This is a genomic window from Pseudoxanthomonas sp. JC1303 (assembly GCF_058448525.1).
Genome location: NZ_CP185958.1, coordinates 1,101,660 through 1,116,331 on the forward strand (window position 1 = coordinate 1,101,660; position 14,672 = coordinate 1,116,331).

Sequence of the window (14,672 nt, forward strand, 5' to 3'; positions counted from 1 at the left end):
ACTAGGGCTTCCAGGGATAGCGCCCGGCCTGGGGATCAAAAGCGATGGACTGGGTCTTCACCAACTTGCCATCTCGCATCTGCTTGACGCGGAGTGGGTACATCCCTGAAACGACGCCTCCGCTCTGATCCAGCTCGACGACATTGGATTGCCCTTGTGCAGACTCGGTGGACTGCGGGATGGAGGCCACCTGTTGGAACTGCCCCTTAATCGGGACCACAAGGGAATACTGCTTCACCGGCACGCCCTGCCAGACGCCCCCTTCCTCCGAGAGCCACCCATGGCGCTCAGGGCCGACATCAACAAGCTCGGCTTGTCGGCATGCGCAATCGCCCGCCTGGCCCATGTCGATCTTGGGAGTTGAAGCCAACGTCGTCCAGCGGTTGCCCTTCAAAGAGGCAGCCATCAGGCCCATCAGGCCAGGATCGACCTGGGAATACAGATCCGCCGACGTGTCGCTGTAAGCCAGCAGATAGATCTGCACGCCGTTCCCGGCGCGAACGACCTTTGGCGTCTCGGCCTTCATGCAGTAGTCCAAGGTGTCATTCGGAGTCTCGAACGAGGTCTTCCAGCAGGCTTTGGCTGCGTCGAACGCAGCTTCTCCATATGCGAGATCCATCATCCCCTTGACGGCGGCCTTCACCACGTCTGAATCGACAGCGGGCAGCGGAGCGGCCGTCGTCGCGTCAGTCGTCTCAACAGGGGGAGTGGAGCGCTTTGCGGGCACTTCGCTGCTGGGCGCCTGACCGCAGGCGACCAGCAGCCCGAGCAGCGAGAATCCCAAGCCATATCCGGCGCGCTTACCTGGTGTCTTCATTCTGTTTGGTTTCCTGTTGGTGCAGTTTGGATCAGAAAATCTCGGTCATGAGACCGTTCGCATGTCGTGTCTGCATCTGCACTGAGCTCACGGAAAGGATTGCGACGTCGGACGCCACCACTTCACAAACAGCCCGGCGTCCCGCTTCGCCCTCCAGGTCCGGACCTCTCCATAGGTCGAGACGGTGAGCGTCTCGCCAGCACCACGCGAAAAGCGCATCAGGCAATGGCCATCGCCGCTGCAGGCACTGAGTTCGGGCAACTCGTCGCAGACGCGGCACTGCGCGGGCGAATCGACACAGACGTCGTGAAAGTTGGCGCCGACGACGTTGGCCTTGCACTGCGCGTCGACCTGCGGCGTCCAGCCCTGCGAAAGGACGGCTTCACGCAGGTCGATATACGCCATGCCTTCGGAGAGGCGAAGCGTGGAGCCTGCATCAGTGGGAGACGCGGAGCCGGACCATGCGGGTTGCCCCGTCATTGCCATGATGACCAGAGAGGCCGCCACGAACCATGCCCGCAAACGACATCGTCGGTCCGAGGTTTGCAAGTGCCCACGCGGCATCTCGACTCCTTGTCGTATCACATCCCGAGGTGCATGCGACTTTAAAGCACAACCCGGCCCTGCTGGACCTCGTGTGTCGGTGACCGGCCACCTTCCAGTGACATGAATCACACTCCGCCGCAAGTTCCCCTCGCCGGATCGGAAGGGTCCAGCAGGCCGGAAGCGCGCTTGACAGCGGGTTGGCCCCGCGCCAATGTTCGCTCCGCAGTCAGGGGGCTGCGACCGGCCTGTGGGGGATTGCAGGGCGAGAGGACACCAGCGTCGCGCGGCGTGGGTGTCAGGATTTCAGGGGACCGCGCGTCCGCTCCCTTCAGATTGCCTCGGCATCTTCCGACGCCGGGTACGACTCTGTGTGCGGCGCAGGGACTGCAGGACATCAACGGACGATCGCACCACCACACGGGGACCCCATGAAGACCGCCACCACCATGCTGATCGCCTGCCTGGCGTTCGGCTTCGCCGCGCAGGCCAGCGCACAATCCATCTCGCCCGCCTGGGACGCCTATCGCAAGCAGGCGCGCGAGCGGGCACAGCACCAGCCCGCGGTACGCCAAGGCGACGCAGGCGCGGATGAAAATCCTGCACCGCCGACAGGCACGACTGCGTCGGCTTCTGCTGATCGCGCCACCGTCGTACCGCCTTCGGCGGCACCCGAGCCCCAAGCGGCCCCCATCGTACGGACGACGTCTGCGTCAGCGCGCACGCGGGAGACGCCCCGCAACCACGGTGGCGCATTCATCGGCACGCAGCTCGGCGAGGCCGAGGTCTACGAAGGCATTACGCAGCATGTTTATGGCCTGAGCGCCGGCTACCGCTGGCGCGCCGGTTCAGTCACGGCCGTGGGCATTGAAGTGGCCGCCGGCAAGCTCGACAAGAACGAGAAGAACGGCTTCCCGGCACCAGCCAACACGTTCTACAGCCTGGGGGCCACGGCGCGCTTCAACTTCGGCCGCAACAGCCCACTGTATGCAATCGCGCGCCTCGGCTACTGGACGAGCAACGCGGACGTGCCGGACTACTACTATTACTACGACTATTCCTCGCGCCGGTACCGCAGCGCTTATGAGATCGAACGTGAGCGCGTCTACGGGGCCTATGCCGGCCTGGGCCTGGGCGTTGACCTTGGACGCCATGTCAGCCTGAGTGTGATGTACAACGGCTACCTCTATTCGGAGGACTACAGCACCTACAGCGACAGTGGCTCGGTCGACGTCAATTACGCTGACACGGCGACCTTCGGCGTCGAAGTCCGTTTCTGAGCGGCGTCTCGCCGGCGCCATGCGCAAAGGGGCGGGCCACATGGCCCGCCCCTTTGCATTCACCACTCAATCGCCCGCCTACTCGCCGGGGTGGTACACCCGCTCGGTGTGGCCCTTGAGCTGCTCGGGCCAGAAATACACGGTGCGCAGGTTGCCGGTGGTGTAGCGCTCGGCTTCGTCGTTGAAGTGCGGCGAATCCGGATGCCCGCTCTCGCCACCGGCGGTGATCGCGCGTGCGCTCACCTTCGGCCCGAACTCCACCACCGCCACGAAACTGTTGCCGCTGGTGCCGTAGTAACGCTTGGTGCCCGGCCAGCGGTGCGCACCGAAGGACGCCAGCGAGCCCCAGCGGGAGGACACGAACGGCACCGGGATGCTCGGCTTGGCGTCGTCGAAGGTCTGCACGATGGCCCCATCGTTGCGCTGGAAGCGGTTGATCTCGCCCCACGGCACGCCCCAGCTGCCGAAGTCCTGCTCCAGCCGGTCCGAAGCCTCCACCAGCGCGGCCAGGCGCCGCTGCGGGCCGGCCTGGTCGGCCATGGCGTCGTAGATGGAGATCCCTTCGAAGGTGTCGTCCTTGCGCACCTCGTCCCAGAGCGTGTCGCCCCAGAACACCGCCAGCGAGGTCGGCATGGAGGCCACGCCCCAGCGATAGTCCCAGTGCCGCAGCATTTCAATCTGTCCGGCCAGTTGGGCCCGCAGCGGATCGTCCGCGGCCAACGCGTCGTAGTCGGCCACCAACACCGGGATCTGCCGGGCGAACGCAGGCAGGTAGGGATCGAAAGCCAACGTGATCAGCGAGGGCAGGGTTACGTTGGAAATGTCGGTTAGCAGGCGCGTGGCGTTCACGCCGCGCGGATTCTCGCCAACGGTGTCCATGTAACGAGGAAAATCGGCGCGTTTGGGGCTGTACGGCCCGGCGGCGGAGTACGGCCAATCGTTGGTGTTGAAGGCCCAGCCGTTGGGCGGGTTCACCACCTGCGGCAGGTCGTCCAGCGGGGTCGGGCCCTGCCAGTCGGTGGCCGGGTCCGCGCCATCGACCGGCTTGGTGTAGTCGAAGCGATCGTCGCGCTTGGGGACGAACTGCGGATGCAGGTAGGCGATCTCGCCCTTGTCGTCGGCGAACAGCGTGTTGTTGGACGAGTTGGCCTGGAACCGAGCGACTTGCATGTAGCTCGCGTAATCGTTGGCCTTGGTCCGCAGCCAGCTCTGTTGGAGCGCCGGCACCGGCGTGTTCATCAGCGCCATGGCGATCCACTGGTCGCCCAGGCTGCGCACGATCGGGCCGTGGTGGGTGAAATACGCGGTGAAAGTCCGCTGCTCCAGCGTGCCATCAACCCGCTTGTACGGCACGGTGATCTGACGCGTGCGCACCGGCCGCAGCGCCTTTCCGTAGCGATAGAACAGCTTGCCGTCCTGGCGCACGATGGTCTCGGCGAACTCGTCCACCACATCGGCGCCGGTCGAGGTGTGCATCCAGCCGGCATGGCGGTTGAAGCCCTGATAGACGAAGAACTGCCCCCAGGTCACCGCACCGTAGGCATCCAACCCGGCGTCGCTGGACATCTGCAGTTCGGAGCGAAAGAAGAACGAGGTATGTGGATTGATCAGCAGCAGCGCATGCCCGTCGATGGTGCGGCTGGGCGCGATGGCAATGCCGTTGGAGCCGGTCGGCTCGATCCAGCTTGGGCGCATCTGCACCTGTGCCAGGGGCGCGTCGCCGGCCTTGCCATAGAACGCTTTCAGCCCGTCCAGCTGCACCCGCTCGATGTCCCCGCCGATGCTGCCTTCGGTGAAGGACAAGGCCATCCACGGCTCGAACCGGGTGATCACGCGCGGATGCACTTTCGGGTGATCGGCCAGGTATGCATTGAGGCCATCGGCCCAGGCATCCATCAGCGCCTTTAGCCAGCCCGGGCTGGCCGCGTAATCGCGCTTGAGCACGTCCGGATCGATGAACAGCTTCTGCCGCAGGTCCAGCCAGATGGCCGACTCGCCCTCGGCCTCGGCCATGCGTCCCAGCGAGAGCAGATAGTTGTTCTCTACCCGGTTGAAGTCGTCCTCGGCCTGCGCGTAGATCATGCCGAACACCGCATCGGCGTCGGTCCGGCCGCGCACGTGGGCGATGCCCCAGTCGTCGCGGGTGATGGTGACGGCCTGGGCCCGCCGCTGCCAGCGCGCCTGCTCCCCGTGCGCGGGCTGGGCGTGCACGCCTGCGGACCACAGCAGTGCGGCGAGGACAGCGAAGACGGCGAGGCGGCCGATCAAACGGCGAACCGGCGCGTGCGCCCCGGCGGACTGGATAGCTGGCATGTGGTTCCCCATGGCGATTGATCTTCCGATGGCAGTCCGGCCCATCGTCGTGCCCCCGAGTGTTGCCCAAGCATGGCCATCGGCCAAGACCATGTCCGCGGTCAGCCCACCGGGCGCGCCTGCTGTGCCGGTTCGCGCACGAAATCGATCAAGGCCCGCAACGGCGATGGCAGATGCCGACGGCCGGGGTAATAGAGGTAGGGGCCGCTGAAGCGCTCCGACCAGGGCTCCAGGATGGCTTCCAGGGCGCCGCTGTCCAGGTGCGGGCGCAGCCAGTCGTCGAAGAGATGGATCACAGCCAGGCCATCGACCGCCGCCTGCACGGCCAGGTCGAGCGCGGCACCGGGGCGCACCTGCAGCGGCCCCTGGGGGTCCACCCGCACGATCTCGCCATCGCGTTCGAACTCCCACACCGGCACCGTACCGCCGGAGAACTGCACGCGCAGGCAGGCATGGTCCAGCAGGTCGCTCGGATGCTGCGGCCGGCCGTGCGCCGCCAGATAGGCCGGCGAGGCGGCAGTGACCATGCGCTGGGTGGCTGGGCCGATCGGCAAGGCGATCATGTCCTGGGCCAGGCGTTCGTCGTAACGGATGCCGGCATCGCAGCCGGCGGCCAACAGGTCGACGAAGCTGTCCTCGACCATCACTTCCAGGCGGATGTCCGGGTAGCGCTTGAGGAAGGGGGTGACGATGGCCGGCAGCACGGTCCGCGCCACGTTGGCCGGCACATTGAGCCGCAGGGTGCCGGCCGGGCGGTCGCGGAACAGATTGACCACATCCAGGCTGGCGCGCACTTCGGCCAGGGCCGGCGCCAACCGTTCGGCCAGGCGTGCACCGGCCTCGGTTGGCGAGACGCTGCGGGTGGTGCGGTGGAGCAGGCGTACGCCCAGCTGGGCTTCCAGCCGCTTGACCGCATCGCTGAGTTTGGACGCCGCGCCCTGGCCCGCGCGCGCGGCCTGGCGGAAGCCGCCGGCCTGGACCACAGCCAGGAAGGCGTGCAGGTCCTGCGTGTCACCGGTCATTGTTCGCTGATCCGTACGGCCCGTGCGGATTGTGCCGGATTATCGAGCGGCTCAGGCGCGCCTATCTTGGCGGCTCATCCCTCACATCGCTGGAGCACGCTATGGATCCTTCAACTTCCGCCGGCACCTTCCTGCTGGGCGACCGCCCGGTCAGCCGCATGGGTTACGGCGCCATGCAGTTGGCCGGTCCGGGCGTGTTCGGGCCGCCCAAGGATCGCGACGCGGCGCTGGCCGTGCTGCGCCAGGCGCTCGCCGCTGGCGTCAACCACATCGACACCAGCGACTTCTATGGCCCGCACATCACCAACCAACTCATCCGCCAGGCCTTGCATCCGTATGCCGAGGACCTGGTGATCGTGACCAAGGTCGGCGCCGCCCGCGACGAGGAAGGCGCGTGGCTTCCGGCGCAGCGTCCGGAGCAGCTGCAGCAGGCGGTGCACGACAACCTGCGCAACCTGGGCCTGGACGTGCTGGAGGTGGTCAACCTGCGTCTGATGGGCGACGTGGAAAAGCCGTCCGAAGGCTCGGTCGCACCCCAGTTCGAGGTTCTGGCCGAACTGCAGCAGCAGGGCAAGATCCGCCATCTGGGTCTGAGCAACGCCACCGCCGCCCAGGTGGCCCAGGCCCAAGGCATTGCCCCGGTGGTCTGCGTGCAGAACATGTACAACCTGGTCCACCGTGACGATGATGCACTGGTGGACGCCCTGGCGGCCCAGGGCATCGCCTACGTGCCGTTCTTTCCACTGGGCGGCTTCAGTCCGCTGCAGTCGCAGACCTTGCGCGAAGTGGCCGGGCGCCTGGACGCCACGCCAATGCAGGTTGCACTGGCCTGGCTGCTGGCACGCTCGCCCAACCTGCTGCTGATCCCAGGCACCTCCTCAGTCGCGCACCTGAAGCAGAACCTGGCCGCTGCGGAACTGACCCTGGACAACGATGTCCTCGCCGAGCTGGATGGCATCGGTCGTCAAGCCTGAGCACGCGCATCGGGCGCATCGCCATGGCCTGGGCGGGCCAAGCCGCCACCGCTCTGCCACCTGGCTCGGCTTCCCAGCTGCGGCACTGGGTGGCACGGCGCTGAATCCGCCGTGCTGCCTGCGCGGTGATAATGGCGCTCCTTCCCACCCAGGCCATCCTGCGATGCGTGCGCTTGTCCTGCTGTTCTCACTGCTGCTTTCCTCCATCGTCCCGGCCCTGGCCAAGGCGCCGCAGGTGCGCGACGGCGACCTGCTGTTCGTCAGCGCCGGTAGCACCGGGTTGAGTGGTGCGATCGACGATGCCACCGGCAAGCAGGGCCAGCTCAGCTACGACCACGTCGCGCTGGTGGCACACGATGGATCCGAACGCATCGTGCTGCATGCCGACGAGCAGGGCTCGCGCCAGCAGCCGCTGTCCGCGTTCCTGGAAGAGGCCCGCGCCAAGCATCGCCATGTGGTGCTCTACCGCCTCAAGCAGGCCCAGCGCGACACGATCCCCGACGCCATTGCCACCGCGCGCACGATGCTGGGTAAGCCGTACAACGTCACCTACGTCCAGTCCGAGGACAGCTACTACTGCTCGGACTTCATCGAGCGCGCCTTCCGCGCACATCATGTCTTCGCGCTGCAGCCGATGAACTTCAAGAACCCGCAGACCGGCGAGATCTCGCAGTACTGGATCGACTTCTACAAGACCCGCGGCATGGCCGTGCCGCAGGACCAGCCTGGCACCAATCCCAACGACATGGCGGCCTCGCCGGCGCTGACACGCATCGGCGCGTTGTTCTAAGGCCCGCTGACGGGCGGGCCGGCGCCTTGCTCCAGCCTTCGCCTGCCTGACCGGGAAGGAGGCGAGCGACGGGCTCCGCCTGCACGCCACGCCGCGTCCCGCACCTCCAGCAGCACGCATCGCCCTCGCGCCCTTTCCGCTGATACGCCTTCTGGGGCCAGCGAAGAACGCTTCACAGATCCACTGACGCTCGTGCGCGGGCGGCACGACACCGCGGCCACAAGCGCGTCGGCAGAAGGCCAACCGCGCCGCCGCTTCAAGACGTCCACGTGGTGGCCGTTGAAGTGCGCATCGTCGATGGCTCGCCTTTGCGCTTGCCACGCCTGCCGCTTGTCTTCATGCGGCCGAAATCCACCGCCGCGCGCCCATCGGCCAAGACGCGCATTGCGCGATCGCATGACCGCACGCGTGCCAGCCGACGCGCACGCTTCCCGCTTCACGTGTTCTTGCCGGCCCCGTTGCCTACCCTCGACGCCTTGCAGTTCTGTCATTTTCGAGGGCGCGACCCACGGTCGGATGCCCGGAACTGCGGCATCAACTCCGCCCCCCTCCCGAGGAGATCAAGTGCACAGGTGGGTCCCCGTACGCGTGCAGCTGCCGGCCAGGCTTCTGGCGCTGCTGGTCCTGCCCTTGATATTTGGCCTGCCCGCGCTGCACGCCGCCGCCACCTCGCTGACGCCACCTGCCGGCCCCATCGCCAGCGCCGAGCGCAAGCTGCTGGCCGAAGCGGTGGCGGTGATGCTGTTCGTGGTGGTGCCGGTGTTCGTGCTCACGCCGTGGGTGGCCTGGCGCTACCGCCGCCGCAACCCGCGCAGCCGCTACCAGCCGGGGTGGTCGTTTTCCTGGCTGCTTGAGGTGTTGATCTGGGGCGTGCCCGCCATCGTGGTGACCGTGCTGGGTTACAAGGTCTGGACCCGGACCCAGGCGCTGGATCCTTATCACCGGCTCAGCGCGGACACCGCGCCGCTTGAGGTCCAGGTGGTCGGACTGGACTGGAAGTGGCTGTTCATCTATCCCGAGCAGCACATCGCCACCGTCAATGCGCTGGTGTTCCCGGTGGGGCGCCCGGTGCATCTGCAGTTGACCAGCGACTCGGTGATGGTCTCCCTGCTGATGCCCAGGCTGGCCGGCCAGATCTATGCGATGCCGGGCATGACGACCCAACTGTCCTTCCAGGCGGACAAGGCCGGCCGCTATCTGGGGGAGAACACCCAGTACAACGGCAGCGGCTTTGCCAACCAGCGCTTCGCCGCCCAGGCCATGCCCCCGCAGGACTTCGCCGCGTGGGTGCAAGGCGTACGCGCGAATGGCGAGCGTCTGGACGCAGCGCGCTACGCCAAGGTCGCTGCGCGCGAAGTCCAGGAGCAGCCGCTGTATTTCAGCCAGGTGCAGGACGGCCTATTCGATGGCCTGGCCGCCAAATACCACGGGCACTCGCATCTACCCGCCAACCCTCCTCCTGCCGCGGAGGCCGCGCATGGGCATTGAAGCCAGCGTCAGTCCCTGGCTGGGCAAGCTGAGCCTGTCGGCCTTGCCCACTGACAGCGTCGTGGCCATGGGCGCGGCCTTGATCGCCGTCCTGGGCGCGCTGGGCACGGCAGGCTACATCACCTGGAAAGGGAGGTGGCGCTACCTGTGGCAGGAATGGTTCACCAGCGTGGACCACAAGCGCATCGGCATCATGTACGTGGTGCTGGCCCTGGTGATGCTGGCCCGGGCGGTGATCGAAGCCTTGGTCATGCGCCTGCAGCAGGCCGATGCGGTCAACCAGTCCGGCTTCATCTCGGCCGAGCACTTCGGCCAGCTGTTCTCCACCCACGGCAGCATCATGATCTTCTTCATGGCCATGCCGTTCCTGACCGGGATCATCAACTACGTGATGCCGCTGCAGATCGGCGCGCGCGATGTGAGTTTCCCGGCGCTCAACTCCATCAGCCTGGCGCTGACCGCGGCAGGCGCGGCCCTGGTGATGATCTCGCTGATCCTGGCGCCGTTCTCCACCGGCGGCTGGTCGGGCTATGCGCCGTTCACCGAGCTGAGCTTCAGCCCCGGGGTGGGCGTGGATTACTGGATCTGGGCGGTGACGCTGGGCTCGATCGGCTCCACCCTGACCGGCATCAACTTCGCCGTGACCCTGTACAAGCAGCGCGCGCCAGGCATGGATCTGATGCGCATGCCACTGTTCTGCTGGACCGCGCTGTGCACCAGCATCCTGATGATCTTCGCCATGCCGGCGCTGACCGTGGCCACCGCGCTGCTGGCCCTGGACCGCTACCTGGGCATGCATTTCTTCACCAACGACGGCGGCGGCAACATGATGTTGTACGCCAACCTGTTCTGGTTGTTCGGCCACCCCGAGGTGTACATCGTGGTGCTGCCCTCCTTCGGCGTGTTCTCCGAGCTGTTTTCCACCTTCTCGGCCAAGCAGCTCTACGGCTACACCTCGCTGGTCATCGCCACCCTGACCATCGCGGTGCTCTCGTTCACCGTGTGGCTGCATCACTTCTTCACCATGGGCCAGTCGGCCCACATCAACGCGGTGTTCGGCATCGCCACGATGCTGATCGGCATCCCCACCGGGGTGAAGATCTACGACTGGATCTTCACCATGTTCCGTGGGCAGGTGCGCTTCCCCACGCCGCTGCTGTGGGGCCTGGCGTTCCTGGTGACCTTCGTGATCGGCGGGCTGACCGGCATCCTGCTGGCGATCCCGCCGGTGGATTTCCTGGTCCACAACACCACCTTCCTGGTCGCGCATTTCCACAACATGCTGATCCCCGGCACCCTGTTCGGGATGATCGCCGCCTACCAGTTCTGGTTCCCCAAGGCGTTCGGCTTCCGCCTGGAGGAGCGCTGGGGCAAGCTCGCCTTCGGCTGCTGGGTGGTGGGCTTCTACCTGGCCTTCATGCCGCTGTACGTGCTGGGCCTGGAAGGCATGCCCCGGCGTAGCGCGCAGGTGTTCGATCCCGGCTTCCGGCCCTGGCTGCTGGTGGCGGCCGGTGGCGCGGTGTTGATCACACTGGGACTGGCGGCGCTGGTGCTGCAGCTGGCGGTGAGCATCCGCCATCGCGATCGCAATCGGGTGCCGGTGGGCGACCCCTGGGACGGTCGCAGCCTGGAATGGGCCTGCTCGGCGCCGCCGCCGGAATACAACTTCGCACGTATTCCGCAGGTCAACGCGCGCGACGCCTTCTGGGCGATGAAGCAGTCCGGCACGGCCTACGTGCCACCGCCGCGCTACGACGCCATTGCGCTGCCCCAGTCCAGCGCGATCGGTCCGGTGCTCGGTGGCCTGGGGCTGGCCGCCGCGTTCGGACTGGTGTGGCACATCTGGTGGATGGCCGGGCTTGGCGTGCTGGGCAGCATCGGCGCGGTGATCGTCTGGACCTTCGTGCCACGGCCCGAGCGCACCCTCAGCGCCGAGGAGGTCGCGCGCACTGAAGCACGCTGGCACGCCGCGATCGCCGACGCGACACCGGCATCGCGCGATGCGGAACACACCGCGCGCAACCACGGCCTGGCCCAGGTGGGCGCATGAGCGGGCGGATCCATCCGGGCATCAATCTGCGCGCCGGCGACCAGCAGCCGACCACCGAAGGGGTGATGTTCGGCTTCTGGGTGCTCATGATGAGCGATGCGGTGCTGTTCGCGTTGCTGTTCGCGGTCTACGCCAGCCTCTCGGGCAACACCGCTGGTGGCCCGGATGCACGCCAGGTGTTCAAGCTGGCGCCGGCCGCGCTGGAGACCGGCACGCTGCTGCTGAGCAGCTTCACCTTCGGCCTGGCCTCGCTGGCGATGAAGTACCGCCAGTCGATGGCGTGGCTGCAGGGCATGCTGGCGGTGACCCTGGGCCTGGGGGTGATCTTCCTGGGGCTGGAAATCCACGACTTCATGGACATGGCCAGGCAGGGTGCGCGGCCGCAGGTCAGCGGGTTCCTTTCCGCGTTCTTCGCGCTGGTGCCCACCCACTTCCTGCACGTGGCCTTTGGCTGTGTGTGGATCGTGGTGATGATGCTGCAACTGCGCGTGTTCGGCCTGACCCATACCACCCGCACCCGGCTGCTGCGGCTGGGGCTGTTCTGGCACTTCCTGGATATCGTGTGGGTGATGCTTTTCAGCTTCGTCTTCCTGCGGGGGCTGCTGTGATGGAAGACCGGCAGGCCTTCGGCCGTGAACTGCGTCGCTATGTGATCGGCCTGGGGCTGGCCCTGGTCTTGAGCGGCGCGGCCTTTGCCCTGGTGGCATGGCACCCTCTGCCGCCCGACGGACTGCTGGCCGCGGTCGCAGGCCTGGCGCTGCTGCAGGTCGTGGCGCACTTCCGCTTCTTCCTGCATATCGACCTCAAGCAGTCCCACCGCGACGACCTGCAGTTGATCCTGTTCACCGGCCTGATCATCGGGCTGATGGTGGCCGGCTCGCTGTGGATCATCTTCAACCAGAACCAGCGAATGATGTAACGCACAGGCACACGCATGAGGCGCAGTGCTTTCGTATCTGTACCCGCCCGCGTGGCCCAGGCTGCAAGCGGCAGCCACGACCACACACAAGCCAATCCACCACCGAGGTGCACGATGAGCGACGAACAAGACCCCTCCATCCAACACGAAGGTCCCGCCGGCGGCTGGGGCTCACTGAAAGGCATGGGCCAGGTGTTCGCGCGCGAACTGTCCAGCCCGGCGGTGCTCGAGACCCTGATGCGCCAGAACAAGGCCGAAGGCTACATGTGCAGCTCCTGCGCCTGGGGCAAGCCGACGCATCCGCACACCTTTGAGTTCTGCGAAAACGGCGCCAAGGCCACGATCTGGGATCTCACCCGCGACCGCTGCACGCCTGAGTTCTTCGCCCGCCACACCGTGACCGAGCTGCGCGCGTGGGCCGACTACGATCTGGAAATGCAGGGCCGGCTGACCGAGCCGATGCGCTACGACGCGGCCAGCGATACCTACGTGCCCTGCAGCTGGGAGCAGGCCTTCACCGGCATCGCCACCGAGCTCAAGGCGCTGGACCCCAAGTCGGTGATGTTCTACGCCTCGGGCAAGGCCTCGCTGGAAACCTCCTACCTGTACGCCTTGTTCGCCCGCTTCTACGGCCACAACAACCTGCCCGACAGCTCCAACATGTGCCACGAGACCACCTCGGTGGGCTTGAAGAAAGTGATCGGTTCGCCGGTCGGCACCTGCGTGATGGAGGACTTCGAGCACTGCGATGCGATCTTCTATTTCGGCCAGAACCCCGGCACCAACAGTCCACGCTTCCTGCATCCGCTGCAGGAGGCGGTCAGGCGCGGCTGCAAGATCATCGTGTTCAACCCGGTGCGCGAGCAGGGGCTGGTGCGCTTCGTCAATCCACAGAACGTGGGTCAGATGCTCACCGGCAAGGCCACCGAGCTGGCCCACATGTACCTGCAGGTCAAGCCCGGTGGCGATATCGCCGCGCTCACGGGCCTGTGCAAGCACGTGCTGGCCCTGGACGATGCCGCGCGCGAAGCGGGCAAGGAAGGCGTCCTGGACCGGGACTTCATCGCCCAGCACACCCATGGCTTCGATGACTTCGTCAAGACCGCGCGCGACACCGGCTGGGATCAGATCGAGCAGGTCAGCGGCCTTGCGCGCGCCGACCTTGAAGCGGCGGCCGAGGTTTACGCGCAAGCGAAGAACGTCATCGGCGTCTATGGCATGGGTCTGACCCAGCATGTGCACGGCTCGCAGAGCATCGGCATGCTGGTCAACCTGATGCTGATGCGCGGCAACATCGGGCGCCGGGGCGCGGGCATGTCCCCCGTGCGGGGTCATTCCAACGTGCAGGGTCAGCGCACCGTCGGCATCTCGGAAAAGCCCGAACTGGTCCCGCTGGACAAGCTTGCGCAGATGTTCGACTTCGAGCCGCCGCGCGATACTGGCCTGACCACCGTGGACGCCTGCGAAGGCATCAAGCAGGGCACGGTCAAGGGCTTCGTCAGCCTCGGCGGCAACTTCGTGCGCGCCATCCCCGACCGTGATGTGATGGAACCAGCCTGGCGCCAGCAGGCCTTGACCGTCTACATCGCCACCAAGCTCAACCGCAGCCACCTGGTCCACGGGCATGCCTCCTACCTGCTGCCATGCCTGGTACGCGCCGAGGAAGACCTGCAGGCCAGCGGGCCACAGTCGATCACCATCGAAGACAGCTTCAGCCACATCTATGGCTCCACCGGCAAGCGCAAGCCGGCCGACGAACACCTGCTGTCCGAGTTGGCCATCGTGGCCGGCATCGCCAAGGCCACCCTGCCGGCCCATCCCAAGTGGCGCTGGGACGACTGGACCGGCGACTACGGCCTGGTGCGCGAGCTGATCGCCCAGACCTATCCGGACGACTTCCATGACTTCAACGCGCGCATGTTCCAGCCCGGTGGCTTCTACCGCGGCAACCCGGCCCACGAACGCGACTGGAAGACCGACAGCGGCAAGGCCGAATTCACCAACCCCACGGTGATGTCGTCCCTGGGGATCGGCGATGCGCCGGGCCGTTACCACCTGATCACCATGCGCTCCAACGACCAGTTCAACACCACCATCTATGGCCACAGCGACCGCCTGCGTGGCCTGGAAGGCTCCCGCCAGATCCTGCTGATCAACCCGGCCGAGATGCAACGTGCCGGGCTGAAGGAGGGCGATGTCGTGAGCCTGGTCGGCGATGCCGGCGACGAGGTGGTGCGCCAGGTGGACGATCTGACCGTGACCGCCTTCAACCTGCCCGACGGCTGCCTGGGCGGCTACTACCCGGAAATGAACCCGCTGGTCCCACTGTGGCTGCACGACAAGGCGTCCAAGACGCCGGCCTCCAAGGGCGTGCCGGTGCGGATCGTGAAGCGCGCGGCCTGAGCTGGGCAGGCGCTGCTTATCGAGAGGCTGCCCTGGTGGCCTTGCGGCGCCGATGCGCCTCGGCGTGTCGGTC

General features: G+C 66.4%; 12 protein-coding genes. 8 read left to right on the top strand and 4 right to left on the bottom strand.

Annotated features, from left to right (window positions below; genetic code table 11):
• Nucleotide 1 precedes the first annotated feature (1 nt).
• Nucleotides 2-817: a hypothetical protein gene (locus ACORQU_RS04960; RefSeq protein ID WP_491643741.1), complete on the bottom strand. Its 816-nt coding sequence runs from the start codon at nt 815-817 to the stop codon at nt 2-4.
• Nucleotides 818-904: 87 nt separating this feature from the next.
• The gene (locus ACORQU_RS04965) at nt 905-1,222 is read right to left on the bottom strand and encodes a hypothetical protein (RefSeq protein ID WP_491643742.1); all 318 of its coding nucleotides are present in this window, start codon (nt 1,220-1,222) and stop codon (nt 905-907) included.
• A 569-nt stretch (nt 1,223-1,791) separates the two neighbouring features.
• Here ACORQU_RS04965 and ACORQU_RS04970 point away from each other — a divergent pair.
• Nucleotides 1,792-2,640 carry a hypothetical protein gene (locus ACORQU_RS04970; protein WP_491643743.1) on the top strand — a complete coding sequence of 283 codons (849 nt, stop codon included), beginning with the start codon at nt 1,792-1,794 and terminating at the stop codon, nt 2,638-2,640.
• A gap of 78 nt (nt 2,641-2,718) precedes the next feature.
• Here ACORQU_RS04970 and ACORQU_RS04975 read toward each other — a convergent pair whose 3' ends face one another.
• Nucleotides 2,719-4,953, bottom strand: a complete 2,235-nt coding sequence (locus ACORQU_RS04975; RefSeq protein ID WP_491643744.1) for a penicillin acylase family protein — start codon at nt 4,951-4,953, stop codon at nt 2,719-2,721.
• A 101-nt stretch (nt 4,954-5,054) separates the two neighbouring features.
• Nucleotides 5,055-5,954, bottom strand: a complete 900-nt coding sequence (locus ACORQU_RS04980) for a LysR family transcriptional regulator (RefSeq protein ID WP_491644963.1) — start codon at nt 5,952-5,954, stop codon at nt 5,055-5,057.
• A gap of 122 nt (nt 5,955-6,076) precedes the next feature.
• Between ACORQU_RS04980 and ACORQU_RS04985 the strand changes: the two genes are divergently transcribed.
• The 7 genes from ACORQU_RS04985 to ACORQU_RS05015 all read left to right on the top strand — a co-directional run bounded on the left by ACORQU_RS04985 (nt 6,077) and on the right by ACORQU_RS05015 (nt 14,599).
• Nucleotides 6,077-6,949: an aldo/keto reductase family oxidoreductase gene (locus tag ACORQU_RS04985; RefSeq protein WP_491643745.1), complete on the top strand. Its 873-nt coding sequence runs from the start codon at nt 6,077-6,079 to the stop codon at nt 6,947-6,949.
• A 163-nt stretch (nt 6,950-7,112) separates the two neighbouring features.
• Entirely contained in the window at nt 7,113-7,739 is a 627-nt protein-coding gene (locus tag ACORQU_RS04990; RefSeq protein ID WP_491643746.1) for a YiiX/YebB-like N1pC/P60 family cysteine hydrolase, read from the top strand.
• 564 nt (nt 7,740-8,303) lie between these two features.
• A complete protein-coding gene (locus ACORQU_RS04995; protein WP_491643747.1) occupies nt 8,304-9,227 on the top strand; it encodes a COX aromatic rich motif-containing protein in 924 nt (307 codons plus the stop codon).
• Nucleotides 9,217-11,277 carry a cbb3-type cytochrome c oxidase subunit I gene (locus ACORQU_RS05000; protein ID WP_491643748.1) on the top strand — a complete coding sequence of 687 codons (2,061 nt, stop codon included), beginning with the start codon at nt 9,217-9,219 and terminating at the stop codon, nt 11,275-11,277. Before ACORQU_RS04995 ends, ACORQU_RS05000 begins: the two co-directional genes overlap by 11 nt.
• Complete coding sequence (locus ACORQU_RS05005; protein WP_491643749.1) at nt 11,274-11,885, top strand: cytochrome c oxidase subunit 3; 612 nt, start codon at nt 11,274-11,276, stop codon at nt 11,883-11,885. The genes ACORQU_RS05000 and ACORQU_RS05005 overlap by 4 nt, the downstream gene beginning before the upstream one ends.
• Complete coding sequence (locus tag ACORQU_RS05010; RefSeq protein WP_491643750.1) at nt 11,885-12,196, top strand: cytochrome o ubiquinol oxidase subunit IV; 312 nt, start codon at nt 11,885-11,887, stop codon at nt 12,194-12,196. The genes ACORQU_RS05005 and ACORQU_RS05010 overlap by 1 nt, the downstream gene beginning before the upstream one ends.
• A gap of 114 nt (nt 12,197-12,310) precedes the next feature.
• The gene (locus ACORQU_RS05015; RefSeq protein WP_491643751.1) at nt 12,311-14,599 is read left to right on the top strand and encodes an FdhF/YdeP family oxidoreductase; all 2,289 of its coding nucleotides are present in this window, start codon (nt 12,311-12,313) and stop codon (nt 14,597-14,599) included.
• The last annotated feature ends 73 nt before the right edge of the window (nt 14,600-14,672 follow it).

Bases quoted from the DNA above. Each gene is read 5' to 3' on its own strand.
- ACORQU_RS04960 (WP_491643741.1), bottom strand. From the start codon at position 817: ATGAAGACACCAGGTAAGCGCGCCGGATATGGCTTGGGATTCTCGCTG.
- ACORQU_RS04965 (WP_491643742.1), bottom strand. From the start codon at position 1,222: ATGGCGTATATCGACCTGCGTGAAGCCGTCCTTTCGCAGGGCTGGACG.
- ACORQU_RS04970 (WP_491643743.1), top strand. From the start codon at position 1,792: ATGAAGACCGCCACCACCATGCTGATCGCCTGCCTGGCGTTCGGCTTC.
- ACORQU_RS04975 (WP_491643744.1), bottom strand. From the start codon at position 4,953: ATGCCAGCTATCCAGTCCGCCGGGGCGCACGCGCCGGTTCGCCGTTTG.
- ACORQU_RS04985 (WP_491643745.1), top strand. From the start codon at position 6,077: ATGGATCCTTCAACTTCCGCCGGCACCTTCCTGCTGGGCGACCGCCCG.
- ACORQU_RS04990 (WP_491643746.1), top strand. From the start codon at position 7,113: ATGCGTGCGCTTGTCCTGCTGTTCTCACTGCTGCTTTCCTCCATCGTC.
- ACORQU_RS05000 (WP_491643748.1), top strand. From the start codon at position 9,217: ATGGGCATTGAAGCCAGCGTCAGTCCCTGGCTGGGCAAGCTGAGCCTG.
- ACORQU_RS05005 (WP_491643749.1), top strand. From the start codon at position 11,274: ATGAGCGGGCGGATCCATCCGGGCATCAATCTGCGCGCCGGCGACCAG.
- ACORQU_RS05010 (WP_491643750.1), top strand. From the start codon at position 11,885: ATGGAAGACCGGCAGGCCTTCGGCCGTGAACTGCGTCGCTATGTGATC.
- ACORQU_RS05015 (WP_491643751.1), top strand. From the start codon at position 12,311: ATGAGCGACGAACAAGACCCCTCCATCCAACACGAAGGTCCCGCCGGC.